A 23,587-nucleotide genomic window follows, 5' to 3' on the forward strand; every position below is an offset into this window, starting at 1 on the left:
CGTTCAGAGGGAATGCCCGCCGGCATTTTTCGGCTCACGCCGGGTGGAGCTGTGAACCCGACAGAATGCTATCGACCGCGGCCAACAGCTGGGCGGGTTTGAATGGCTTTTGCAAGCTTGAGACGGCGCCCAACCTGGTCGCCATGTGCAGGAAGTCCGGCGGCCGATCCGATACAAGACTGAATTGCTGTCCTGAAATCACGATGACCGGCATGTCCGGCCTCGATTGATGAACCAGCCTCATCGTTTCAAAGCCGTCCATTCCCGGCATGAAGATATCGACGATGAGCAGATCGAAACTTCGTGTTTCGAGCAGTTGCAGACCGTTGCGACTGGTGTCGACGGCTTCGACCGTATGTGATGTCCGTTCAAGCAGCACCTTGATCGTGGCAAGGACCGCGCGGTCGTCGTCGATGACGAGAATGCTCGCCATAGGTTCCCTAACGAATTTGTCCGTTCAACCAAGGGTTACATGATTTTCGATTAAAGCCAAGGTGGCTACGGACGCCGAGATTTTGATGGTTGATGCCAACTTACTGCGTCGCCGCGGAATCCAGATGATTTGGCACCGCGGTTCCCACGCAAGTCCAACCGGCGGCCGGGCTGAACGAGTTCGATTGTGCCGAACAAAGTAAAACGCCCCGGCGGACCGGGGCGTTCGACAATCTTGCTGTGAGCGGATCAGAAACCGGAATTCAGGAGCCTTTGGGATTGATCTCGGTGTACCCGCCCTTGGCATCCCATTTGTAGACCACGTAGTCGATCTGCTTGATGTCGCCCTTGGCGTCGAACTCGAGCTTGCCGATCACCGTATCCCAGGCGCCGGCCTTGATGGTTTCCATGACCTTCTTCGAGTCGGTCGTGCCAGCCTTTGCCACCGCCTGCGACCACACCTGCATCGCGGCATAGGTGTAGAGGGTGTAGCCTTCGGGGTCGATGTTGTTCGCCTTGAACTTCTCGACGATGGACTTTGCGGTCGGCTTGTTGCGCGGATCGGGCCCGAAGGTGAAGAGCGTGCCTTCGCCGGCCGGTCCGGTGATCGAAGCGAATTCCGCATCGGCGAGCGCGTCGCCTGCCATCAGCACCGTCTGCATGCCCTGATCACGCATCTGGCGCACGATCAGGCCGGATTCCTGATGGTAGCCGCCAACATAAACCAGATCGATATTCTCTCGCTTCATGCGCGAGACGATGGCCGTGAAATCCTTGTCGCCCTTGTTGTAGGACTCGTACATCTTTTCGGTGAAGCCGGCCTTGTTGAGCGCCTTCTTGGTCTCGTCGGCGAGGCCTTTGCCATAGGTGGTCTTGTCGTTGAGGATGGCGACGTTCTTGCCCTTGTAGAACTTGGCGATGTAGTCGGCCGCGACCAGGCCCTGCTGATCGTCGCGGCCGCAGACGCGTGCGACGTTCCAGAGCTTGCGTTCGGTGAACAGCGGATTGGTGGAGGCGGGCGTGATCTGCAGCACGTTGCCGTCGGCATAGGCTTCCGACGCCGGGATCGACGACGACGAGCAATAGTGACCCACGACAAACGGGATTTTGGCGCTGGCAAACTTCTCCGCCACCGAGCGTGCCTGTTTCGGATCGCAGGCGTCGTCGCCGATTTCCAGCGTGAGTTTCTTGCCGAGCACGCCGCCGGCGGCGTTGAGATCCTTGACCGCCTGTTCGGCGCCGTTCTTCATCTGGCGGCCGAAAGCGGATTCGCCACCGGTCATGGGGCCAGCCACGGCGACGGTGACGTCTTGCGCAAACGCCGCCGTCGACAGCGCCAGCGACGCGCCGATTGCCAGGCCAAAGAGCTTGATTGATTTCATAGGGATCCTCGCGGGTGGTTCGCCATGGGATTTCGCCGGCAGGCCGCCGGATTGAGAACGTATGGCGGTATTCTCGGCTGATTTTGCGGCGAAGTCATCGGTAAATTTTGGCCAAACGGGCTTTCAACGGGTGGTCATTTCCGGGTCTGGCGCCGGCCGTCCCGGAATGACGTGAGGATCAGCCCCGCCGTCCGCCTTCCAGATAGGCAGCGCGGATTTCCGGCCGTTGCAGCAGTTCCGCACCCGTTCCCTGAAGCGTAATGAGGCCATTGACCATGACATAACCACGATGGGCGAGCTTCAGCGCGTGGTTGGCGTTCTGTTCGACGATCAGGACGGTCAAGCCGTCTTGGCGGTTGAGCGTCCGAATGGCGTCGAAAATCTGGCGGGCGATCAAAGGCGCGAGCCCGAGCGATGGCTCGTCGAGCAAAAGCAGGCGTGGGCGGCTCATCAGCGCTCGCCCGATCGCCAGCATCTGCTGCTCACCGCCCGACAGCGTGCCGCCGCGCTGGGTCAGCCGCTCCTTCAACCGCGGAAACAGCGCCAGCACACGTTCGAGCGCGCCCCGGCGCTCGGCTTCGCTGGAATCGGTGGCGTCGGCGCCCATTTGCAGGTTTTCCGCCACGCTCATCCGTGGGAAAATCCGGCGGCCTTCGGGCGACTGTGCAATACGCAAGCGGGCGATCTCATGGGTCGGCACGCCGGTGATGTCGCGGCCGTCGAACAAGACTTGGCCGGCGCGGGCTCTCGGCTTGCCGAAGATCGTCATCATGAGTGTCGATTTGCCGGCGCCGTTGGCGCCGATCAGAGCGACAATTTCGCTGGAATTGATGTCGAGATCGACGCCCTTGAGCGCCTCGATCTTGCCATAGGCGGCTCGAAGGCCACGGATCGCGAGCAGGGGAGAGACGGCTGGCGCGGTCACGTTCCGCTCTCCATGACGGCGGCGGCTTCCTCTTCGTCGGCGCCCAGATAGGCGGCCACGACCTTGGGATCGTCGCGCACCGCCTGCGGCGCGCCTTCGGCGATTTTCACGCCGTAGTCCATCACCACGATGTGGTCGGAAATTTCCATCACCACACTCATGTCGTGCTCGATCAGGAGGATCGAGGTGCCTTCGCCGCGGATCGAGAGCAGCAATTCGCTCAACGCCGAACTTTCGCGCGCATTCAGTCCGGCGGCGGGTTCGTCGAGGCAGAGCAGCGCCGGTTCGGTGCACATCGCGCGTGCAATCTCCAGACGGCGCTGATCGCCGTAAGGCAGATTGCCGGCGGCATCGTCGGCACGCTCCAGAAGGCCGATCCGGTCCAGCCAACGCTTGGCCTGATCGATGGCGTGCTTCTCGGCGGACCGGTACGACGGCGCGCCGATCAGCCCCAGAAAAGTGAAACCGGAAGCCAGCATCAGCGCGTTGTGCTGGGCGACCATCAGGTTTTCCAGCGCCGTCATACCGGGAAACAGGCGGATGTTCTGAAACGTGCGCGCGATTTTCGCCTGTTTGGAAATCCGGAAATCGTTCAGCCGTTCGAGCTGAATAACGCTGCCATCCTCGTGGGCGAGGCGCATCGTGCCGGAGGTAGGTTTGTAAAATCCGGTGATGCAGTTGAAGACCGTGGTCTTGCCGGCGCCATTCGGTCCGATCAAGGCGGTGATCTTGCGGCGCTCGGCGGTGAAGGTGAGGCCGTTGACCGCGACCACGCCGCCAAAGCGCATGGTCAGGCCCTCGACGTTGAGGATGGTATCGCCGTTCATCCCCGTCCTTCCCGTGCGAGTTCCGAGGAGATGACCGTGCTTTGCCTCAAGAAAACGGTCGGCGCCCGATGGCCAATCAGGCCGCGCGGCCGCCAGATCATCAGAAACACCATCGCCATGCCGAACACCAGCATGCGGTATTGATCGAAGCCGCGAAACAGCTCGAAGCCGCCGATCAACGTCAGTGCTGCCAGCGCCACGCCGAGCTGCGAACCCATGCCGCCAAGCACGACAATGGCGAGCACGAGCGCCGATTCCTGGAAGGTGAAGGATTCCGGGCTGATGAAACCTTGCCTTGTGGCGAAGAATGCGCCGGCAAAGCCGCCGAACATCGCCCCGGTGGCGAACGCCGTGAGTTTTGTGGTGGTGGTGTTGATGCCGAGCGCGCGGCAGGCGACTTCATCCTCGCGCAAGGCTTCCCAGGCCCGGCCGATCGGCAGGCGGCGGAGTCGAATCGTGACCCAGTTGGTCAGAAGCGCGAGCGCCAGGATCACGTAGAACAGAAACACGATGCGATGGGTCGGCGAGAATTCGATGCCGAGTTTGGCGGCGAGCCCGTCGTCGCCGGGCGTCAGCGGAATGCCGAAAAACGACGGCCTCGGAATGCCGGAGACCCCATTGGGGCCGCCGGTCAGGCTCTGCCAGTTGATGATGACGAGGCGGATGATCTCGCCGAACGCCAGCGTCACGATGGCGAGATAGTCGCCGCGCAGCCGCAGCACCGGAAAGCCAAGCAGCACACCCCAGAAGGCGGCAAGAATGCCCGCGAGCGGCAGACAGACCCAGAACGACAGTCCGAAATTGGTCGACAGCAGCGCATAGGAATAGGCGCCGACCGCGTAGAAGGCGACGTAGCCGAGATCAAGCAGGCCGGCCAGCCCAACCACGACATTCAGTCCCCAGCCGAGCATGACATAGGTCAAGACGAGGATTCCGAGATCGAGAATGTAGCGTTGATCGTAGAAGATCACCGGCACGAGAAACGTGAAGATCAGAAGCACAGGCGGAATGGCGCGGCCTGCAAAGTCGAGTGCTCGTTGCGCCGATGCCGGCACGGCGCTTGCGATCGGTGTCGGTCCCCACCATTGCCGCACCAATTCGACAACGATGCTGCCGACGAACACGATTGCAACCATCGTGGCGAGATCGCCGAACCGCGTCCAGTAGATCAGTTGCCCCGTGGGACCAGCCTCGGTGCGGATGCCGATCATCAGCGCGAACAGCACCAGCGCCACGAGGGCGCTGATCAGGGCTTTCTTGAAGATGAAGGCGATGCCTTCGCGGCGCGAGGCTTGCGTGAGGTCGGTCGAGGCACCCGTCACGCGGTTGTCCTTAAACTTTCTCGACTTCGGGACGGCCGAGCAGGCCGGTGGGCAGGAAGATCAGCACCACGATCAGGATCGAGAACGCCGCGACGTCTTTATATTCGACCGAGAAATAGGCCGACCACATGGTTTCGATCAGGCCGATCAGAAGTCCGCCCAGCATCGCGCCGGGCAGCGAACCAATCCCGCCGAGCACGGCCGCGGTGAACGCCTTGATGCCTGCGACAAAGCCCATGAAGAAATCGACGAGGCCGTAATAGAGCAGGTACATCATGCCGGCGACGGCGGCCAGCGCCGCGCCGATCACGAAGGTCATGGAGATGGTGCGGTCGACGTCCACGCCGAGCAGCGCCGCCATGGTCTGGTCCTGCTCGCAGGCGCGCATGTCGCGGCCCAAACGTGTTCGCGAGACCAGCCAGGTGAAGATCGCGAGCAGCACGATCGTGGTGATGACGACGATGATCTGGGCGTTGGAAAGGCGGACCACAAACCCGCCGTCGTCGAGTAGCGTATAGCCGCCGGTAATGACGGGCGGGATCGGCTTGACGCGGGCGCCTTGCGAGATCTGGGAGTAGTTGATCAGGACGAACGACATACCGATCGCCGACAGCATCGGTGCGAGGCGAAACGAATGCCGCAGCGGCCGGTAGGCGATGCGCTCGATGGTCCAACCGTACAGCGCGGTGACCGCCATCGAGACCAGAAGCACGATCAGCAAAATCACCGGCACCATGGTCAATCCGATCGAGACCAGGATCAGGAAGGTGATCAGGGCGATGAAGCCGCCGATCATGAAGATGTCGCCATGGGCGAAATTGATCATGCCGACGATGCCATAGACCATGGTGTAACCGATGGCGATCAGGCCGTAGATCGAGCCTAGGACGATGCCGTTGATCAGTTGCTGGGCGAAATAATCCATGCGCTGCCGACTGTTGGTGCATTTTCCGGCGAAAATGCCATTTCTATTTTTGACACAGCGAAGGCTCCGGCAGCCGGACGTCGCGTCATTTCGATTTTTAACAGCGGGAACCCATCGCGGCAACTGCGCTGGTCGGCGCCTCAAGAGCCTGTACAGAGATCGTTTTTGTTCCTCTGGGCGGGGGCGTCGGAACCATGTGTGGACGAGCCGGAAAAAGCCGGCGCGGAACCCAACTTTCGCCGCAACCAATGGTGGGTTCCCCAGTTGACCCCCTGCGACTTTGAAAAAGGGAGATCGCAATGTCCAATCAGAACCAGAATCCCGGCCAGCAGAACCAGAACCCTGGGCAGAAGCCGGGTCAACAGCAGGGCGGCGGGCAGAAACCCGGACAGCAGCAGCAGGATCCGAACCGCCAGGGTCAGAAGCCCGGCCAGCAAGGCCACCAGGACAAGGATCGGTAACTCCACGATCCAGTCGAACTCTGGATGAGTTGATCGAAAGAAAGGTCTCGCCAACGCGGGGCCTTTCTTTTTGGATGTTGGCGCAACCGGGCGTCATTCCGAGAGGTCATCTGGACCTGCCGTGGAACCTCAACTAGGTTCCCCTCCCAAGCGGCGGCGCGGCAGTGGCGGCCTTTACCCCCCCTGCAGCGGAACGACCGCATGACCTCAGGAGGAAAATCCGAATGACTTTCACTCGCCGGGATGTATTTGCGACCGCAGGCGCTGCCGCCGCCACGCTGGCCGTTCAGAAGAGCGCCAACGCCCAATCTTTCGACTTCAAGCCGAACCAGCGCTACCCCGACGCCTCGGTCGAGGTGCTTGATCCGAGCTTTACCAAATACCGGCTGTTCTCCTCGACCGTCGAGCAAGTGGCGACGGGCATGCGCTGGGCGGAAGGGCCGGCCTGGTTCGGCGATGGCCGTTACATCCTGGTCAGCGACATCCCGAACAATCGCATCATGCGCTACGACGAGGCCAATGGAAACTGGGGCGTGTTCCGGCAGCCTTCCAATTTCACCAACGGCAATGCGCGCGACCGCCAGGGCCGCCTGATCTCTTGCGAACATCTCACGCGCCGCGTCACGCGCACGGAATATGACGGCAAGATCACGGTGCTGGCCGATAATTTCAACGGCAAGCGTCTCAATTCGCCGAACGACATCGTCTGCAAATCCGATGGATCGATCTGGTTCACCGATCCGCCGTTCGGCATCGGTGGCGACTGGGAAGGCGACAGGCAAACGTCGGAATTGCCGCACTCGGTCTATCGTATCGCGCCCGATGGCAAACTCGGTCTCGTCACGGCGGAGCTCGCAGGTCCGAACGGGCTCGCTTTCTCGCCGGATGAAAAGAAGCTCTACATCATCGAGTCGCGGGCGCAGCCGAACCGGCTGGTGTGGTCCTTTGACGTCGGGGCCGACGGCGTGACGTTGTCGAACAAGACCAAGCTGATCGATGGCGGGGCGACCGCCCTTGATGGAATGAAGGTCGACACTGACGGCAACATCTGGTGCGGCTGGGGCTCTACCGGCGCCCCCAACAGCAAAGGCGAAGAACTCGACGGCGTGAAGGTATTCAACCCCGAAGGCAAGGCGATCGGCTTCATCCGCTTGCCCGAGCGCTGTCCCAATCTGGTATTCGGCGGTCCCAAAAAGAACCGCCTGTTCATGGCGAGTTCGCACTCGCTATACGCGCTCTACGTCGAGGCGCACGGCGCGGTTTGACGTTTTGGCGCGCTCCCCGGACGCAGTGAAGCGCGCCGCTTTTCAGGCGCGTTGCGCTGCTGATCCGGGGTCCAAGGACGTCGGTCTCGGCTCTGCGGAGCAGCGTACCGGACGATGCTTTGCATCGCCGGGAGCACGCTGCTGCGGCGTCCGCAACGCGAGCCGCGCGGAAACCGCTGGATTAAGGTAAACAAAGGGTTTAAATTGCCGATCGCAGTTTAACGGCGTTACTTCCCGAACAACGCGCGAAGCCTAATAGCGCATGGAAAACGGGAAGCGACATGTCGAAAAACTGGCGTATCAGTTCATTCAGCGGCGTGCTGCTTGCCGCCTATTTCATTCCAACCTGGGCGATCATCGCCTGGGACATCGTGGCGTCGCCGGTGCGCGGTTTGTTTGAGCGGCCGAGCGTTGCGGTCGCGCTCTATGTCACCGATCACCTGCAACTGCCGACCATGACCGCGGTGCGCTTTGCCTGGCTGTTGGCGCTCGGCCGGCTGACGGTCGTCGCCTTCTTTGCGCTGTTTCTCGTTCTCACTGTGCGTGGTTTCATTCGCAAACAGAGCGGAGGGAGCGAGGCGCTCGCGATCGCACTCACCATCGGCAGCGTGATCAGCTTTGCGAGTATGTTGATGGCCTCGCAGGTTGGCGAAATCGAAGCGCTCCGGCTGCATGCTTCCGAACTGCTCGTCATGATCGGCACCGGCATCGTGATGCTGTTCGACACGCCTGCGCAGCCGCAGGCGGTAACGGTGCCGTCCGATCTGCCTTCCGATCTACCCTCTGATCTAGCCTTGGAGCAGACCGAGCTCGGCTATAATGGCTGAGGCTTCCTTCACCGCGTGATTGGCGGCCGGCACCCCGCAATAGATTGCCTGTTGAAGCAGGATTTCCTTGATGTCGTCCGGCGTGAATCCGCCCTCGGCCAGCGCCGCGCGCACGTGCAGGCGAAATTCGTCCCACTGGCCGAGTGCAACCATGGTGCCGATCACGAGCACCCGCCGCGTGCGATGATCGAAATGCGGCCGGGTCCAGATTTCACCCCAGGCATGGCGGGTGATGAGATCGATGAAGTCAGCGTTGAACGAATTCTTGCCCTTGATCGATTTGTCGACCCAGGCATCGCCCAGCACCTCGCGGCGCTGCGCCATGCCGTCGTCGCGGCGTTTCTGATCATCCATTGATGAGCCTCCTGGGACGTCGTTCCGGGGCGCCTCCAGGAGGCGAGTCCGGAATCTCGAGATTCCGGGTCTGGTCCTGCGGACCATCCCGGAATGACGATGAAATTACTTCTGCGTCAAAAAGCCGACCACCGCATCCGTAAAAGCGTGCGGCTGTTCGAGGTTGGAGATATGCGCCGCGTCCAGGATCGTCAGCGAGGCGCCCGGAATGTTGCTGCGGATGAATTCGTTGGCGGCGAGCGGTGTCGAGACGTCGTGACGGCCAGCGATCACCAGCGTCGGGCTCGTGATCTTCGGCAACAAAGCGCGCTGGTCGAGTGTTGAGAGCGTCTGGGCGCAGGCGAGGTAGCCGGCCGGCGGCGTGGCGAGCAGCATGGCTTTCAGATTTTGCGTGACCTGCGGCTCGCGCTCACGGAAATCGGCGGTCAGCCATGCCGAGATCACGGCATCGGCGATCGCGGCAATGCCGCCTTCCTCGATCAGCTTGATTCGGTTCTGCCAGTTGGTCGGATCGGGAAAATAACTCGACGTATTGGCAAGAATGATCTTGTTGAATCGTTCGGGCGCATTGGCCCCGAGCCATTGCCCGACCATGCCGCCGATCGAGAGCCCGCACCAATGCGTCTTCCTGATGTTGAGATCGTCCAGGATGGCAAGCACGTCGCGGCCCAGGCGTTCCATGGAATAGGGACCGGGCGGCACGCCCGATTTGCCGTGGCCGCGCCGGTCATAGCGGATCACGCGAAACACCTGCGTGAGCGCTTTCATTTGCGGCTCCCACATCGCCATCGTCGTTCCCAGCGAATTTGACAGCATCAGGGTCGGACCGCCGTCGCGGCCTTCCACCGAAACATTGAGCAGGCATCCGTCGGCGTCGATCATCGGCATTTTCTTTTTCCTTTTTCATGCGCGGCTAAAGCGCGAAGCGCGTCTTCAATAAGGTTACCCGCGCATCGTTCAAAACGAAACCCATTCGAGAAGATGGCTTGCCGGGTCAACGGCAACGATACCGCCGGTTATTTATCTTCGAGGGACGCAAGCAGGCGATCGATCAGGGTTTGCGAGACGCCTTGATAGGCCATCGGCTCAAGTAGTTGCGCGATCCGTTGCGAGTCGAGATGCGCGGCGATTTTCGGATCGCTCTCCAGCGCTGCGCGAAAGCCCTTCTTCTCTGCGACCGCTTTCTTGCTCGCCGCTTCCACCAGATGATGCGCCTCTTGCTTGCCGACTTTCTCGGCCAGCGCAAACGCAACTGCTTCTGCCATGATCAGGCCGCCGGTCGCATCGAGATTGCTGCGCATGCGCGCGGCATCGACTTCAAGGCCTTCCGCAATATCGACGATCGCGGCCAGCGCGCCTGAGGTCACGAGCAAAAGGCTCGGCAAGGTCGGCCATTCCGCGTGCCAGGGGCCGGCGCTGCGTTCGTGATCGCTGACCTGTGCGGCGAAGATCGTCGCCGCCAGATTCGGCGCCATGGTGGCTGCAGCTATCGCGCTGGCGGCCGCGACCGGGTTGCGCTTGTGCGGCATGGTCGAGGAGCCGCCGCGGCCTTCGCCGGACGGCTCAAACGCTTCCGCAACATCGGTCTGCATCATCAACTGGGTGTCGCGGGCGATCTTGCCACAGGTGCCGGCGATGATCGCGAGCACCGAGGCCGCTTCCGCGATCCGGTCGCGGTGGGAATGCCACGGAGATTCCGGCAAGGGGAGTTGAAGGATTTCGGAAAGCTTTTCGGCGACTTTCCAACCCTGGTCGCCGAGCGCTGCGAGCGTGCCGGCAGCGCCGCCGAACTGAAGCGCAAATGCGTGCCGTTTGAGGTGCAGCAAGCGCCCGCGTGAGCGATGTAGCGCCGCGGCATATTCCGCAAGCTTCAGTCCGAACGGCATCGGCAGCGCATGCTGCAGCCAGGTCCGTGCCACGACTGCGGTGTTGCGGTGTTTCTGTGCCAGCCGCGCAAAGCCTGTCACGGCACGGTCGATATCCGACAGCAACGCGTCGATGCCGGCGCGCAGGGTCAACATGGTGGCGGTATCGATCACGTCCTGGCTGGTGGCGCCCCAATGCACGTAACGAGCAGCCTCCTGGTCGGTCTTCGCGACCTCGGCGGTGAGCGCCTTGATGAGGGGGATTGCCAGATTGCCGGACCGCGTGGCGGCCTCGGCCAGATCCGCGAGATCGAAGGCGCTGACCGCGCAGGCCTTCGCGATCGCCTGGGCACTCGCAGGGGGGACGATGCCGATGGAGGCCTCCGCGCGCGCCAGCGCCGCCTCGAAATCGAGCATGTGTTGCAGGGTGGCCAGATCGTCGCAAGCCGCGCGCATGGCGGCGCTGGAAAGCATGGGCGCAAGCAGGGGTGAGAGCGAGGTACTCATCAATCGCGACCTAACCATCGTTGCCGTCTGATGCCAATCTCAAAACGAGAGTGCAACCCTGCTGCGCCGGCGAATCCGCAGGGCCTGTTGTCTGCGCTCTTTCTTTTGGGGCGTTGGTGCATTAGTTCATAGACTGAAGATCGGAAGCAAACGGAGACGCACATGGCCATGACGATGCAGGGAGAAGTCCAGCTTGGGGCTTCGCGCGAGGCGGTCTGGGCCAAATTGAACGACCCCGAGGTGCTCAAAGCCTGTATTCCCGGGTGCGAGGAATTGGAGCGCACCGAGGATAATAACGGTTTCCGCGCGGCGGCGAAAATGAAGGTCGGTCCGGTGTCGGCCCGCTTCAAGGGCAAGGTCGCGCTGAGCGATCTCGACCCGCCGAACGGCTACAGGATCTCTGGCGAAGGCGAGGGCGGGGTCGCCGGATTTGCCAAGGGCGGCGCCACCGTGGCGCTGTCGGAAAAGGATGGCGGCACGCTTTTGAAGTACGACGTCGAGGCGCAGATCGGCGGCAAGCTGGCTCAGCTCGGGCAGCGCCTGGTCAACGGCGCGGCCAAGAAACTGGCGGATGAGTTTTTCGCGAACTTCGCCAAGGCGGTCGAAGGCTGATTTTCCGGCCACCCGCAAAAAGCGGCTTTCTCTATCCGAACCAAGCCATGCGGCGATAAGGTTGCTCATTGTCGGTATGGCCCATATTATAGCCCTGAAACACCTGAAATGACTGCGCCGCCGGGTAGCGTCGGCGTTGATAAAGAGAGCCCGTAAATGGCGAAAATCTCCCTGATCGTGAACGGAAATCCCGTTAACACCAATGTCGATCCCCGCACGCTTCTCGTGCAATTCCTGCGCGAAAATCTGCGGCTCACCGGTACCCATGTCGGCTGCGATACCTCGCAATGCGGCGCTTGCGTCGTGCATCTCGACGGCAAGGCGGTCAAATCCTGCACCACGCTGGCGGTGATGGCGGACGGGCACGAGGTCCGTACGATCGAGGGGCTGGCGGTCGATGGCGGGCCATTGCATCCGATGCAGGAAGCCTTTCGCGAACATCACGGACTGCAATGCGGGTTCTGCACCCCCGGCATGATCATGACCGCGGTCGATATCGTCCACCGCAAGGGCCACGACCTCTCCGACCACACCATCCGCGAAGAGCTCGAAGGCAACCTGTGCCGCTGCACTGGTTATCAAAACATCGTGCTGTCGATCGCCGCCGGCGCCAAGGCGATGGCCAAGTCCGACCTCGCTTAAACGCCTCACGCAACCTCGGGCGACATCCAGGGAATACCGATGTACGAATTCAAATATCATCGTCCGGAGACCGTGCGGCAGGCGGCCAATCTCCTGATCAAGAACGAAGACGCCAAGGTGATCGCGGGCGGCCATACGCTGCTGCCGGTCATGAAGCAGCGGCTCGCAAGCCCGCCGCATCTGGTCGACCTCTCTCATATCGAAGGGCTCGATGGCATCGAGATGAAGGGCCGCTCGCTGGTCATCGGCGCCACCGCGACCCATCATGCGGTCGCGAACTCGGCGATCGTCGGCGAAGCGATCCCGGCGCTTGCTTATCTCGCCGGCCTGATCGGCGACCCCGCCGTGCGTCATCGCGGCACCATCGGCGGCTCGCTCGCCAACAACGACCCGACCGCTGACTATCCGGCGGCGGTTCTTGCGCTGGGCGCGACCATCGTCACCAACAAGCGCCGCCTCAAGGCAGAAGAATACTTTCAAGGGATGTTTTCGACCGCGCTGGAGAGCGACGAGATCATCACCAAGGTGATGTTTCCAGTCCCCAAGAAGGCGGCCTACGTCAAATTCCGCAACCAGGCCTCGCGCTATGCGCTGGTCGGGGTGTTCGTCGCCAAACGTCCGTCGGATGTCCGCGTCACCGTCACCGGTGCGGGCGGCGACGGCGTGTTCCGCGTGACTGCGTTCGAGGAGGCGCTCAAGAAGCGTTTTTCGCCGAAGGCGCTCGACGGTTTGACGGTGCCGGCCGAAGGACTGAACAGCGACCTCCACGGCAGCGCCGAGTATCGCGCGCATCTGATCGCGGTGATGGCACGGCGTGCCGTCGAAGCCGCAGCCGCGAAATCTTAAGACTTGGCTATTCTCGCTGCAGCAAGGCTCGCTCACTCATGACCGCATCGGCGCTGCCAAATTCTGTCGATGCCATGCTGGAATTGTTGTCCTCGCGCGGCTATCTCGCCGAGCGTTCGCTTGCGACCGTCACCTATCTGTCGCTGAAGATGGGCCGGCCGCTGTTTCTCGAAGGCGAGGCCGGCGTCGGCAAGACCGAGATCGCCAAGGTGTTGTCGGCGGGGCTGGGGCGCAAGCTGATCCGCCTGCAATGCTACGAAGGCCTGGACGCGGCATCCGCCGTCTATGAGTGGAACAGCGCCGCCCAGATGATTGCGATCAGGCTGGCGGAAGCCGCCGGCGATACCGACCGCGAGCAGCTTTCGGGCGATATTTTCGCCGAGCGCTTTCTGATCAAGCGGCCGCTGTTGCAGGCGCTCGAACCGGATGTCGCGGGCGCGCCGGTGCTTCTGATCGACGAACTCGATCGCGCGGACGAGGCGTTCGAGGCCTATTTGCTGGAGATTTTATCCGACTTCCAGATCACGATTCCCGAATTCGGCACGGTGAAGGCGCCGCAGCCACCGATCGTGATCATCACCTCAAACCGCACCCGCGAAATCCACGACGCGCTGAAGCGGCGATGTCTTTATCACTGGGTCGATTATCCGAACGCCGAACGGGAGCTTGCGATCGTGAAATCGCGCGTGCCCGGCATTTCCGCGAAGTTGTCGCAGCAGGTGGTGCGCTTTGTGCAGGCGCTGCGGCATCAGGATTTCTATAAATCGCCGGGCGTTGCCGAAACGCTCGATTGGGCCAATGCGCTTACCGAACTCGACGCGCGCTCGCTGACGCCGGGAGTAATCGGCGACAGCCTGGGTGCGCTGCTCAAATATCAGGACGACATCGCCCGCTTGCAGGGCGAGACGTTACAAAAAGTTTTGAAGGAAGCGACGAGCGAGAATTGATCGCGCGCCGCGACCCGACGAGGTCTCGAACCGATGACCATCGATCACCTTTCATCGCCGGTCGGCCGGACGGCCGACAACATCATCGGCTTTGCCCGTGCGTTGCGCACCGCAGGCGTTCCGGTCGGGCCGGGTGCCGCGATTGACGCCGTGAACGCGATTCAGCTTGTCGAGATCGGCAACCGCGCCGATGTGTTCGCGACGCTTCAGGCGATCTTCGTCAAGCGCCACGAGCATGCGCTGATTTTTGCACAGGCCTTCGACCTGTTCTTCCGCGCCGCCGACGAATGGAAGCAGATGCTGGACTCGGTGCCGTTGCCCGATCAGCCCAGGAAGAAAACGCCGCCGGCGTCGCGCCGTGTCCAGGAAGCGTTCTCACAAAGCCAGATCACGGAGACACCGCAAGCAAAGGCCGAGGAGATCCGGCTTTCGGTTTCCGACAAGGAAATCTTGCAGAAAAAAGATTTCGCGCAGATGACCGCGGCCGAAATTGCCGAAGTCACCCGCGCCATTGCCGGCATGAAGCTTCCGCAGGCGGAATTGCGCACGCGCCGTTACCGGCCGGATGCGCGGGGCCTGCGGCTCGACATGCGACGAACCCTGCGCGGATCGCTCCGCACCGGCGGCGATATCGTCGATATCTACAGGCTCGGGCGGATCGAGAAGCCGGCGCCGATCGTGGCGCTGCTCGATATCTCCGGCTCGATGAGCGAATATACCCGCCTGTTCTTGCATTTCCTGCATGCCATCACCGATGCGCGCAAGCGCGTCTCGGTGTTTCTGTTCGGCACGCGCCTGACCAATGTTACGCGCGCCTTGCGCGCGCGCGATCCCGATGAAGCGCTGGCAAGCTGTTCCTCGGCGGTGGAGGACTGGGCCGGTGGGACACGGATTGCGACCTCGCTCCATACCTTCAACAAGCTCTGGGGCCGCCGGGTGCTGGGTCAGGGCGCGATCGTGCTGTTGATTTCCGACGGGCTCGAGCGCGAGGCCGACGCCCGCCTTGCCTTTGAAATGGATAGGCTGCACCGTTCCTGCCGCCGCCTGATCTGGCTTAACCCGCTACTTCGGTATGGCGGCTTTGAGCCCAAGGCCCAAGGCATCAAAATGATGCTGCCGCACGTTGACGAATTCCGCCCGGTGCATAATTTGAAGTCCATCGAAGGGTTGATCGGGGCGCTTTCGTCGATGCCGCAAACGCATCACCGCAGCCTGATCCGCCCCGCAGCTTGAACGAGAAAACCGAACGAGGCTTCCATGCTCGATCGCGACGAAGACATTCTGAAGGCCGCCGAAGACTGGCAGAAGGCCGGCCACGGTGTGGCATTGGCCACCGTCGTCGAAACCTGGGGGTCGGCGCCGCGCCCGGCCGGCTCCAACCTTGTGATCAACGATGACGGGACGTTCTTAGGATCCGTCTCCGGCGGCTGCGTCGAGGGCGCCGTCGTCACCGAGGCGCTGGACGTGATCGCCAGCGGCAATTCCAAGATGCTCGAATTCGGCGTCGCCGACGAGACCGCCTGGAATGTCGGCCTGTCCTGCGGCGGCACAATCCGCGTGTTTGTCGAGAAAGTTGGGTAAATAGGTGAAACTAGCGACACTGAAACAACTCAATGAAGAGCGCGCCGCGCGGCGGCCGGTGATTGTGGTCACCGACACCGCCAATGGCGAGCAGCGCCTGGTCAAGGCCAAAGACTTCGCCGCCGATCCCTTGGCAGCCGAGCTTTCCAGGCAATTGCGCATGGGCAAGAGCGCCAATGTCGAGGTCGGCGGCAAAAAGCTGTTTCTCAACGTCTATGCGCCGACCGCGCGCATGGTGATTATCGGCGCGGTCCATATCAGCCAGGCATTGGCGCCCTTGGCGCGCTCGCTCGGCTACGATGTGACGGTGGTCGATCCGCGCACCGCCTTTGCGAGCCCCGAGCGTTTTCCGGACGTGCCTTTGATTGCCGAATGGCCCGACGTCGCGCTGCCGCCGCTCAATATCGACCACTATACGGCGTTCGTGGCGCTGACCCATGACCCGAAGATCGACGATCCGGCGCTGCTGCACGCCTTTGCGCGCGACTGCTTCTATATCGGTGCACTCGGCTCGCGTAAGACGCACGCCAAACGCTGCGATCGCTTGAAGGGACAGGGTGCGACCGACGCTGATATCGCGCGCATTCATGCGCCGGTTGGACTCGCGATCGGCGCGGTCTCGCCGTCCGAAATCGCGGTGTCGATCATGGCCGAGATCACCGCGAGCCTGCGGATGCCGAAAGAAAAAGAAGCGCTAGTGCCGCCTATTTGACGTTCTTGCATCACAGGCAGCGAACTCGATCCAAGAACGTCAAATAGAAAGGCGGCACTAGAATCAATAAATTTGATAGTACCCATGACTTTCCGAAGTTCGCGGAAGTGGGTGCTGCGATAGAGCACGAACTTCGGAAAGTGGGTACTATTATGAAATTCGGCCCTGCCAGTCCGGCGGATGCGATCGGCGGCGTCACCGTCCACACCCTGCGTCAGGGTTCGCTGGTGCTCAAAAAAGGCACCACGATCGGCCCGGCTGAAGTTGCTGCGCTGAACCGGGCTGGCGTTGCGGAAATCGTGGTGGTGCGGCTCGAGGAAGGCGACGTCTCGGAAGATGTTGCCGCCGCCGGCATCGCGCGCGCGGTTGCCGGGACCGGCATCCATGTCGAACGTGCCTTCACCGGCCGCGCTAATCTGTTCGCCGGTAAAGCCGGCGTGCTGGTGGTGGACCGCGCCGTGGTCGATCGCATTAACGGCGTCGACGAAGCCATTACCTTTGCCACCTTGCCGGCGTTCAAGCCGGTGGTCGAAGGCGAGATGGTTGCGACCGTCAAGCTGATCCCGTTCGGGGTCGAGGCGAAGCTGCGCGATGCGGCGGTCGAGGCAGCCACAGGCAGCGCGCTGCGAATCGCACCCTATGTCATCAAGCGCGTCGGTGTGATCTCGACCCTGTTGCCGGGGCTGGCGCCAAAGGTCGTGGACAAGACGATCAAGGTCACCGCCGAGCGGCTGGCGCCTGCGGGGGCGGCCATTATCGCCGAGCGCCGCGTGCCACATGACGAATCCGCGTTGAAGGCGGCGATGAAGGAATTGCTTGGGCTTGGCGCGCAACTCGTGATCGTGTTCGGCGCTTCCGCGATTGCCGACCGGCGCGATGTGATACCGGCGGCGCTCACCGGCATTGGCGGTGTGATCGATCATTTCGGCATGCCGGTCGATCCGGGCAATCTGCTTTTGATCGGCAAGGCCGGAAACATTCCGGTGCTTGGCGCGCCCGGCTGCGCGCGCTCGCCGGTGGAAAACGGCTTCGACTGGGTGCTGATGCGTCTGCTCGCGGGGCTGAAGGTAACCCGCGCCGAGTTGACGGAGATGGGCGTCGGCGGGCTGTTGATGGAAATCGTGACACGGCCGCAGCCGCGCGAAGGCCTTGAGGCCGACGGCGACCGCCATGTCAGCGCGGTCGTACTTGCTGCCGGCCGCTCGACCCGGATGGGTGGTCCGAACAAGCTGTTGGCCGAACTTGACGGCCAAAAGCTGGTCCGGATCGTCACCGAGCAGGCGCTCGCCTCAAAAGCCAAGGACGTTATTGTTGTTACCGGCCATCAGGCTGAACTGGTAGAGAAAGCGCTGACCGGCTTGAAGGTGACCTTCGTTCGTAACCCCGATTTCGCGCATGGCCTTGCGAGCTCGGTGAAGGCTGGCGTATCGGTGGTGCCGAAACAGGCGGACGGCGCCGTGATCTGTCTCGGCGACATGCCGATGATCTCGGCCGATTTGATCGACCGGCTGATCGACGCCTTCGCGCCGGATCGCGGCAATTTGATTGCGATCCCCGTCAGCGACGGCCGGCGCGGCAATCCCGTGTTGTGGTCGCGCCGTTTTTTCAACGAGTTGATGACGCTCGATGGCGATGTCGGCGCCCGCCATCTCATTGCCAAACATAATGAAGCGGTGGCGGAGGTCCCCGTCGAGGGGGACGGCGCCTTTCTCGATATCGATACGCCCCAGGCGCTGGAAGCCGCGCGCGGCGGATAAACTTCGCAGGCTCTAGAGCGCGGCGTCATCGTCCCCGCGTCGTGTCCAGCAAATTTTTCGATCAGCAATTTCCGTTCACCAAGTTGAAACGTCCTCTCTCTTAGATTTCCGCCCGCTGATGGGGGAGGGGATTTTGATCGTTTCGACTGCTGTCGCGCGCCGCCGCGCGCTGTTTGTACTTGCCTTCACGCTTGTGGTCGGTGTCTCACGTTTCGTGACGGAAAGCCGGGCCGCTGGAGCATTCGCGATCGGAAAATGCGGCGCCTACGGACAGGCCTATGACTATCCGGCTGAAAATGCGGCACGCGCTGCCGCGCTCAAACAATGCAACGGCGAATGCAAAGCGGTCACCATGAAACGCGCCTGTGCTGCGTTTTCCGTCGACATGGCCAATCCCTGCGGTGCCCACGGCTATGCGGTCAAGCCGCATATTTCGAGTTCGCTCAACGAAGCCACCCGCGAATGCTACAAATATGGCGGCAAGGAATGCGTGATCCGGGCCTGGGCCTGCGACGCCAAGGGATAGTGCGACAACGGCTGACGCGACAAGAGTTGATGCGATAGCTTCGAAGCCGGAATCTTGTTCTAATATTTCGGGTTTTTCGGATCCTTCGCGGATACCGGAATGACGTCGTTTGGAGCCATCATGCAATTCGATACCAAGATCGCGGTCGTGATCCGGACGGATCTCGAAACCTGGCAGAGGCTCAACGTTGCTTCCTTTCTCGCCGGCGGCATTGCGGCCGCGTTTCCAGAATGCATCGGTGAGCCCTATCTGGACGGTTCAGGTTCGCGCTATCTATCGCTCATCGGACAGCCGATCCTGATCTATGGCGCCGATCGCGCGGCGCTTTCCCGCGCACTTGAGCGGGCGTTGGCGCGCAACGTGACGCCGGCCGTTTACACGGAAGACATGTTCAGGACGACGCATGATGCCGCCAATCGCGAGGTGATGAGGGCGGTCGCCCGGGCCGATCTCAATCTGGTTGGGATTGCGATGCGCGCCGAACGCAAGGTGGTCGACAAGATCGTCGACGGATTGAAATTCCACAGCTAGGTGGGCCTGTCTAGGCCTGTCTGGCCATGAGATTGTCGATCCTCACGCCGTCGCGTTCTTCGATGATTTCGGCAATCCATCGCCGGTGACAATGCAGGTGGTCGCGCTCGTAGCAGAGGATGCAGACCGGGCCTGCCTTTTTCACCAGTGCCGACAGCTCGTCGAGTTCTTCTTTGGCTTGCGGCGTCTTGAGATGTCTAGCGTAGATTTTTTGCAAAGTGCCGTATTCGCCGGCGCGGGCGGCGAGGCGGCCCTCTTTCGGCGTGCCGAGCCCGCGCAAGTGCACATACGAAATGCCGCGCTCGTCGAGACCAGCCGCTAACTGGCTCTTTGAAAAGCCGGGGCGGCGCGAGGATGCGACAGCCCGCACGTCGACCAGCAGTTTAACGCCGGCCTGCTCAAGCTCGTCGAGCACCGATTTGGCCGGCGTCTGCTCATAACCGATGGTGAAAAGCTTCTTCGTCCTCGCCACGGCCTAGCGTCCCGGTTAGCTGACGCGTGCGATCAGTTCCATCGCGCCGGCGGGTGCGCGAATCTTGCCTTCGTGGATCACGTAAGCAAAGACGTCGCGCGGGATCTTCTTTATTTTCGCGTCATCGACGCGCGGAAGATCGTCGGGCTCGCCGCCTTCGGCCCACAGTTGCAGCCGCTTTGCCCAGGCATCGAGCTGTTTCGGCGGGTAGCAGGTCTTGATCTCGTCATCGCCTTTTTGCAGCCGCGCGTAAACGAAATCGCTGGCGACATCCGCAATCGCCGGATATTTGCCGTGCTCGGCAAACACCACAGGCGTCTCAAACTTTCGGATCAGCGCCACGAAGCCAGGGACGCAAAAGCTGTCGTGGCGCACCTCGACCACGTGACGCAAATGGCGGCCCTCGAGTTCGCGCGGCAGAAGCTCGAGGAATTTGCCGAAATCCGCTTCGTCGAATTTCTTGGTCGGCGCGAACTGCCAGAGTACGGGGCCGAGCCGGTCGCCGAGTTCGAGCACGCCGGAATCGTAAAACCGTTTCACGGAGTCGCCGGCCTCCGCCAGCACGCGGCGGTTGGTGGCAAAGCGCGGGCCTTTCAACGAGAACACAAAGCCGTCGGGCACCTCGCGTGCCCATTTGCGAAAGCTTTCCGGCTTCTGCGAACCGTAATAGGTGCCGTTGATCTCGATCGAGGTAAGTTTGGAGGCCGCGTATTGCAGCTCTTTGGCCTGGACAAGTTTTTCAGGATAGAACACGCCGCGCCACGGCTCGAACGTCCAGCCGCCAATGCCGATGAAGATGCGGCCGGATTTCGCGGCGGTTTCGGAGGCGGGGGCTTTGCTCACGGACGATCTCGCTCTCGGATATGAAAAAAGGGGGCGGAGGTCGAAGCGTAGTCAAACCGGCTGGCGTTGACCAGTTCGCGTGCCCGGCCAATCGAGCCCCCTTGTAAAGCGAGTAATCGTCCCCATATCCTATCCAACGGCGACGTTGATGCTTCATAGCTCCGGCGCTGGGACGACCACGAAATAGCTCGGCTGCGCCGGATGTACGCGCGCCATCTGTTCGTGGTCGTTGGCATTTTTGGGGATGTCTTGACCCTGAAAATGTTGTTTCCGGCCGTTCCCTTGGCTCCCATCGCACGATCGGATATACGCTGGCGTCATGAATGACGCTTCGCCAATGGGGGGCGGGAATCCAGCGCAAGCCGTTGGTTTACCTCAGCTTTCTGTCGTTATCCCGACCTTCAACGAGCGGGACAATGTTACCACGCTGTTTCGGCGGCTGGAAAAGACGCTGGCCGGCATCCCGTTCGAAGCCATTTTTGTCGACGACAATTCGCCTGATGGCACCTGGCAGGTCCTGCGCGAGCTCTCGCGCGAGGACCGTCGCGTGCGCTGCATTCGGCGGATCGGACGGCGCGGCCTGTCCGGTGCCTGCATCGAGGGGATCCTGGCCTCGAGTGCGCCGTGCGCAGCGGTGATCGACGCCGACTTGCAGCACGATGAGACCCAACTGCCGAAGATGCTCGCGCTGCTGCAAGGTGGCGAATTCGATCTCGTGGTCGGCAGCCGTTACATCGAGGGCGGCAGCGCGCAGAGTTTCAACCGCCAGCGGGCGGGCGCCAGTGCGCTTGCGACCGAAGTGGCCAAACGTGTGCTGCGGGTAGATGTCGCCGATCCCATGAGCGGCTTCTTCATGATCCGCCGTGACCGCTTCGAACAGCTCGCGCCGCAATTGTCGACACAAGGCTTCAAGATCCTGCTTGATGTAGTGGCGACTGCCCGCGGCACGCTCCGCATCAAGGAGGTTCCTTATACGTTCGGCTCGCGGCTGCATGGCGAGAGCAAGCTCGACTCCATGGTGGCGCTCGACTTCCTCGGGCTCGTGCTAGCAAAACTCACCAACGACGTGGTGTCGCTGCGGTTTTTACTGTTTGCGATGGTCGGCTCGCTCGGGCTGGTCGTGCATTTGGCCGCGCTCTATGCGGCGCTTGAGATTTTCCACGCTCCGTTTGCGGGGGCGCAGGCCTGCGGCGCGTTGTGCGCCATGACCAGCAATTTCATCCTGAACAATTTCCTCACCTATCGCGACCAGCGGCTGAAAGGCTTTGCGATCCTGCGCGGCCTGTTGTTGTTCTACCTCGTTTGCAGCGTCGGCCTGTTCGCCAATGTCGGCGTGGCGTTCTCGGTCTACGATCAGCAGCCGATCTGGTGGCTTGCGGGTGCGGCCGGCGCACTGATGGGCGTGGTCTGGAATTATGCGATGTCCGGACTGTTCGTCTGGCGCAAGCGATGAACCTTCCATGACTTCGAACGAGGGCGGCACGAGGCTCGTTCGCAACACCATACTGACTGTCTCGGCCCTCGTGTTGCTGCGGCTGGTCGGTGCGGCATTGACGCCGCTCACCTTCGACGAAGCCTATTACTGGATCTGGTCGAAGAATCTCGCTCTCGGTTACTACGACCATCCGCCGGGCGTGGCGCTGGTGATCCGTCTCGGCACCATGATCGCCGGCGATAGCGAACTTGGCGTGCGGCTGGTGTCGATCGTGCTCGCGCTGCCGATGAGCTTTGCGGTATATCGCGCGGCCGAAATCCTGTTCGGCAGCCAGCGCGTGGCGGCCAATGCCGCCATTCTCTTGAATGTCACCTTGATGGCGGCGGTCGGCACCCTGATCGTCACGCCGGATTCGCCGCTCCTGGTCGCCTCAAGCTTTGTGCTGTTTTTTCTCGCCAAGGTGCTGGAGAGCGGGCGCGGCGCGTGGTGGCTCGCGGTTGGCGCTGCCGCGGGCGCAGCACTGGTGTCGAAGTACACCGCGATGTTCTTCGGGCCTGCGATCCTGATCTGGCTGATCGTCGTGCCCAAGCTAAGGCCGTGGTTGCTCTCACCCTGGCTCTATCTCGGCGGGCTGGTGGCGCTGATCGTCTTTTCTCCCGTCATTCTCTGGAACGCCGATCACGGTTGGGTTTCCTTCATCAAGCAACTCGGCCGTGGCGAGGTCGTTAGTTTCAGGCTCTCATTCATTGGCGAGCTGATCCCGACCCAGATTGCGTTTGCGACCCCGCTGGTTTTCATTCTCGGCGCGATGGGCCTCTATGCGCTGATGCGGCGCGAGGGCGGCGCGCTCGCCTCACGCGTACTGATCGGCGTGATGTTCTGGGTCGTCACGCTCTATTTTCTCTGGCATTCGCTGCATGCCCGCGTCGAAGCAAACTGGTTTGCACCCGTGTATCCCGCGCTTGCGATCGCAGCCGCGGTCGCCGCCAGCCTGACGCGGTGGGAGCGAGTTTCGCAACGCGTCGCGGATTTTTGCCTGCGCTGGGCTTCGCCGGTCGGTGTTTTGATGTTTGTCGCCTTGATCGTGCAAGCCAACACGGGCGTGCTATCAGGCTTTCGCCGCGACGCCACGGTTCGCAGCATCGGCGTCGGCTGGCCTGTGCTCGCCGCCGAGATCGAGGCTACGCGGGCGCGTGTCGGCGCGGCTTGCGTGCTGGCGCCCGACTACGGCACCGCAAGCTGGCTTGCGTTTTATCTCCCCAAAGACACCTGCGTGGTGCAGCCGACCCAGCGCATCCGCTGGGTCAACATGGCCGAGCCCGATCCGGCCAAACTATCGGGCAAATTGCTGTGGGTCGACGAAGTGCGCGCCAACCTCCAGCCTTACGTGACGGAGACCTTCAACAAGATCGAGCGGGTCGCTGAGTTCAAGCGCCTGCGCGGACCGCTCGTGATCGAAACCTACGGGCTCGATCTTGTTGAGGGGGCGAAGCGCGCCGTTCTCGACAATTCGCCGCCGCTGGAGCTGCAGTAAAGGCGCGCGGTTGCTCGCGTAAATATGGCGGATTCAAGGAAAGTGAATTGCGAAGAG

Annotated in this window: 26 protein-coding genes; 15 read left to right on the forward strand and 11 right to left on the reverse strand. The window is 61.8% G+C overall.

What is annotated here, in order from left to right; genetic code table 11:
• Positions 1-34: 34 nt before the first annotated feature.
• The 6 genes from ABSE61_RS19485 to ABSE61_RS19510 form a co-directional block, all read right to left on the reverse strand.
• Positions 35-433 (reverse strand): response regulator, encoded by a 399-nt coding sequence (locus ABSE61_RS19485; RefSeq protein ID WP_423872763.1) that lies wholly within the window; start codon positions 431-433, stop codon positions 35-37.
• Between the two features lie 262 nt (positions 434-695).
• Positions 696-1,814, reverse strand: a complete 1,119-nt coding sequence (locus ABSE61_RS19490; protein WP_423872764.1) for a branched-chain amino acid ABC transporter substrate-binding protein — start codon at positions 1,812-1,814, stop codon at positions 696-698.
• A gap of 178 nt (positions 1,815-1,992) precedes the next feature.
• On the reverse strand, positions 1,993-2,739 hold the full coding sequence (locus ABSE61_RS19495) for an ABC transporter ATP-binding protein (protein WP_423872765.1): 747 nt from the start codon (positions 2,737-2,739) through the stop codon (positions 1,993-1,995).
• Positions 2,736-3,566 (reverse strand): ABC transporter ATP-binding protein, encoded by an 831-nt coding sequence (locus tag ABSE61_RS19500; RefSeq protein ID WP_423872766.1) that lies wholly within the window; start codon positions 3,564-3,566, stop codon positions 2,736-2,738. Before ABSE61_RS19500 ends, ABSE61_RS19495 begins: the two co-directional genes overlap by 4 nt.
• Positions 3,563-4,888, reverse strand: a complete 1,326-nt coding sequence (livM, locus tag ABSE61_RS19505; protein WP_423872767.1) for a high-affinity branched-chain amino acid ABC transporter permease LivM — start codon at positions 4,886-4,888, stop codon at positions 3,563-3,565. The genes ABSE61_RS19500 and livM overlap by 4 nt, the downstream gene beginning before the upstream one ends.
• A gap of 10 nt (positions 4,889-4,898) precedes the next feature.
• Complete coding sequence (locus ABSE61_RS19510) at positions 4,899-5,813, reverse strand: ABC transporter permease subunit (RefSeq protein WP_423872768.1); 915 nt, start codon at positions 5,811-5,813, stop codon at positions 4,899-4,901.
• A gap of 299 nt (positions 5,814-6,112) precedes the next feature.
• On the opposite strand from ABSE61_RS19510, the gene ABSE61_RS19515 reads away from it, so the two are divergent.
• The 3 genes from ABSE61_RS19515 to ABSE61_RS19525 all read left to right on the forward strand — a co-directional run bounded on the left by ABSE61_RS19515 (position 6,113) and on the right by ABSE61_RS19525 (position 8,366).
• Complete coding sequence (locus ABSE61_RS19515; protein ID WP_423872769.1) at positions 6,113-6,274, forward strand: hypothetical protein; 162 nt, start codon at positions 6,113-6,115, stop codon at positions 6,272-6,274.
• A gap of 224 nt (positions 6,275-6,498) precedes the next feature.
• On the forward strand, positions 6,499-7,539 hold the full coding sequence (locus ABSE61_RS19520; RefSeq protein WP_423872770.1) for an SMP-30/gluconolactonase/LRE family protein: 1,041 nt from the start codon (positions 6,499-6,501) through the stop codon (positions 7,537-7,539).
• Between the two features lie 281 nt (positions 7,540-7,820).
• Complete coding sequence (locus ABSE61_RS19525; RefSeq protein ID WP_423872771.1) at positions 7,821-8,366, forward strand: hypothetical protein; 546 nt, start codon at positions 7,821-7,823, stop codon at positions 8,364-8,366.
• Here the strand turns inward: ABSE61_RS19525 and ABSE61_RS19530 are convergent.
• The 3 genes from ABSE61_RS19530 to ABSE61_RS19540 all read right to left on the reverse strand — a co-directional run bounded on the left by ABSE61_RS19530 (position 8,328) and on the right by ABSE61_RS19540 (position 11,092).
• Positions 8,328-8,720 (reverse strand): carboxymuconolactone decarboxylase family protein, encoded by a 393-nt coding sequence (locus ABSE61_RS19530; protein WP_423872772.1) that lies wholly within the window; start codon positions 8,718-8,720, stop codon positions 8,328-8,330. The genes ABSE61_RS19525 and ABSE61_RS19530 overlap by 39 nt on opposite strands.
• Positions 8,721-8,825: 105 nt before the next feature.
• Positions 8,826-9,608 carry a 3-oxoadipate enol-lactonase gene (gene pcaD, locus ABSE61_RS19535; RefSeq protein ID WP_423872773.1) on the reverse strand — a complete coding sequence of 261 codons (783 nt, stop codon included), beginning with the start codon at positions 9,606-9,608 and terminating at the stop codon, positions 8,826-8,828.
• A gap of 128 nt (positions 9,609-9,736) precedes the next feature.
• The gene (locus tag ABSE61_RS19540; RefSeq protein ID WP_423872774.1) at positions 9,737-11,092 is read right to left on the reverse strand and encodes a 3-carboxy-cis,cis-muconate cycloisomerase; all 1,356 of its coding nucleotides are present in this window, start codon (positions 11,090-11,092) and stop codon (positions 9,737-9,739) included.
• A 162-nt stretch (positions 11,093-11,254) separates the two neighbouring features.
• Between ABSE61_RS19540 and ABSE61_RS19545 the strand changes: the two genes are divergently transcribed.
• The 10 genes from ABSE61_RS19545 (at position 11,255) to ABSE61_RS19590 (ending at position 19,246) form a co-directional block, all read left to right on the forward strand.
• The gene (locus tag ABSE61_RS19545) at positions 11,255-11,704 is read left to right on the forward strand and encodes an SRPBCC family protein (protein ID WP_423872775.1); all 450 of its coding nucleotides are present in this window, start codon (positions 11,255-11,257) and stop codon (positions 11,702-11,704) included.
• A 156-nt stretch (positions 11,705-11,860) separates the two neighbouring features.
• Positions 11,861-12,346: a (2Fe-2S)-binding protein gene (locus ABSE61_RS19550; RefSeq protein WP_423872776.1), complete on the forward strand. Its 486-nt coding sequence runs from the start codon at positions 11,861-11,863 to the stop codon at positions 12,344-12,346.
• A gap of 39 nt (positions 12,347-12,385) precedes the next feature.
• The gene (locus ABSE61_RS19555) at positions 12,386-13,192 is read left to right on the forward strand and encodes an FAD binding domain-containing protein (protein ID WP_423872777.1); all 807 of its coding nucleotides are present in this window, start codon (positions 12,386-12,388) and stop codon (positions 13,190-13,192) included.
• 38 nt (positions 13,193-13,230) lie between these two features.
• On the forward strand, positions 13,231-14,139 hold the full coding sequence (locus ABSE61_RS19560) for an AAA family ATPase (protein WP_423872778.1): 909 nt from the start codon (positions 13,231-13,233) through the stop codon (positions 14,137-14,139).
• A 33-nt stretch (positions 14,140-14,172) separates the two neighbouring features.
• Positions 14,173-15,372: a vWA domain-containing protein gene (locus ABSE61_RS19565; RefSeq protein WP_423872779.1), complete on the forward strand. Its 1,200-nt coding sequence runs from the start codon at positions 14,173-14,175 to the stop codon at positions 15,370-15,372.
• A 24-nt stretch (positions 15,373-15,396) separates the two neighbouring features.
• Positions 15,397-15,720, forward strand: coding sequence for an XdhC family protein (locus ABSE61_RS19570; protein WP_423872780.1), 324 nt, complete (start codon positions 15,397-15,399; stop codon positions 15,718-15,720).
• Between the two features lie 4 nt (positions 15,721-15,724).
• Positions 15,725-16,432 (forward strand): XdhC family protein, encoded by a 708-nt coding sequence (locus ABSE61_RS19575; protein WP_423872781.1) that lies wholly within the window; start codon positions 15,725-15,727, stop codon positions 16,430-16,432.
• Between the two features lie 152 nt (positions 16,433-16,584).
• Positions 16,585-18,189 carry an NTP transferase domain-containing protein gene (locus ABSE61_RS19580; protein ID WP_423872782.1) on the forward strand — a complete coding sequence of 535 codons (1,605 nt, stop codon included), beginning with the start codon at positions 16,585-16,587 and terminating at the stop codon, positions 18,187-18,189.
• A 136-nt stretch (positions 18,190-18,325) separates the two neighbouring features.
• Positions 18,326-18,715 carry a DUF4189 domain-containing protein gene (locus ABSE61_RS19585; RefSeq protein WP_423872803.1) on the forward strand — a complete coding sequence of 130 codons (390 nt, stop codon included), beginning with the start codon at positions 18,326-18,328 and terminating at the stop codon, positions 18,713-18,715.
• A 120-nt stretch (positions 18,716-18,835) separates the two neighbouring features.
• Entirely contained in the window at positions 18,836-19,246 is a 411-nt protein-coding gene (locus tag ABSE61_RS19590) for a DUF2000 family protein (RefSeq protein WP_423872804.1), read from the forward strand.
• 10 nt (positions 19,247-19,256) lie between these two features.
• On the opposite strand, the gene ABSE61_RS19595 is transcribed toward ABSE61_RS19590, so the two are convergent.
• Both ABSE61_RS19595 and ABSE61_RS19600 read right to left on the reverse strand, forming a co-directional pair.
• Positions 19,257-19,718: a DUF488 domain-containing protein gene (locus ABSE61_RS19595; RefSeq protein ID WP_423872783.1), complete on the reverse strand. Its 462-nt coding sequence runs from the start codon at positions 19,716-19,718 to the stop codon at positions 19,257-19,259.
• A 15-nt stretch (positions 19,719-19,733) separates the two neighbouring features.
• Positions 19,734-20,561, reverse strand: coding sequence for a DUF72 domain-containing protein (locus ABSE61_RS19600; RefSeq protein ID WP_423872784.1), 828 nt, complete (start codon positions 20,559-20,561; stop codon positions 19,734-19,736).
• A 319-nt stretch (positions 20,562-20,880) separates the two neighbouring features.
• Here ABSE61_RS19600 and ABSE61_RS19605 point away from each other — a divergent pair, with 319 nt between their 5' ends.
• A complete protein-coding gene (locus ABSE61_RS19605) occupies positions 20,881-22,014 on the forward strand; it encodes a glycosyltransferase (protein ID WP_423872785.1) in 1,134 nt (377 codons plus the stop codon).
• Positions 22,015-22,021: 7 nt separating this feature from the next.
• Positions 22,022-23,530 (forward strand): glycosyltransferase family 39 protein, encoded by a 1,509-nt coding sequence (locus tag ABSE61_RS19610; RefSeq protein ID WP_423872786.1) that lies wholly within the window; start codon positions 22,022-22,024, stop codon positions 23,528-23,530.
• Positions 23,531-23,587 lie beyond the last annotated feature (57 nt).

It is taken from the genome of Bradyrhizobium sp., assembly GCF_049519115.1.
Classification (GTDB): domain Bacteria; phylum Pseudomonadota; class Alphaproteobacteria; order Rhizobiales; family Xanthobacteraceae; genus Bradyrhizobium.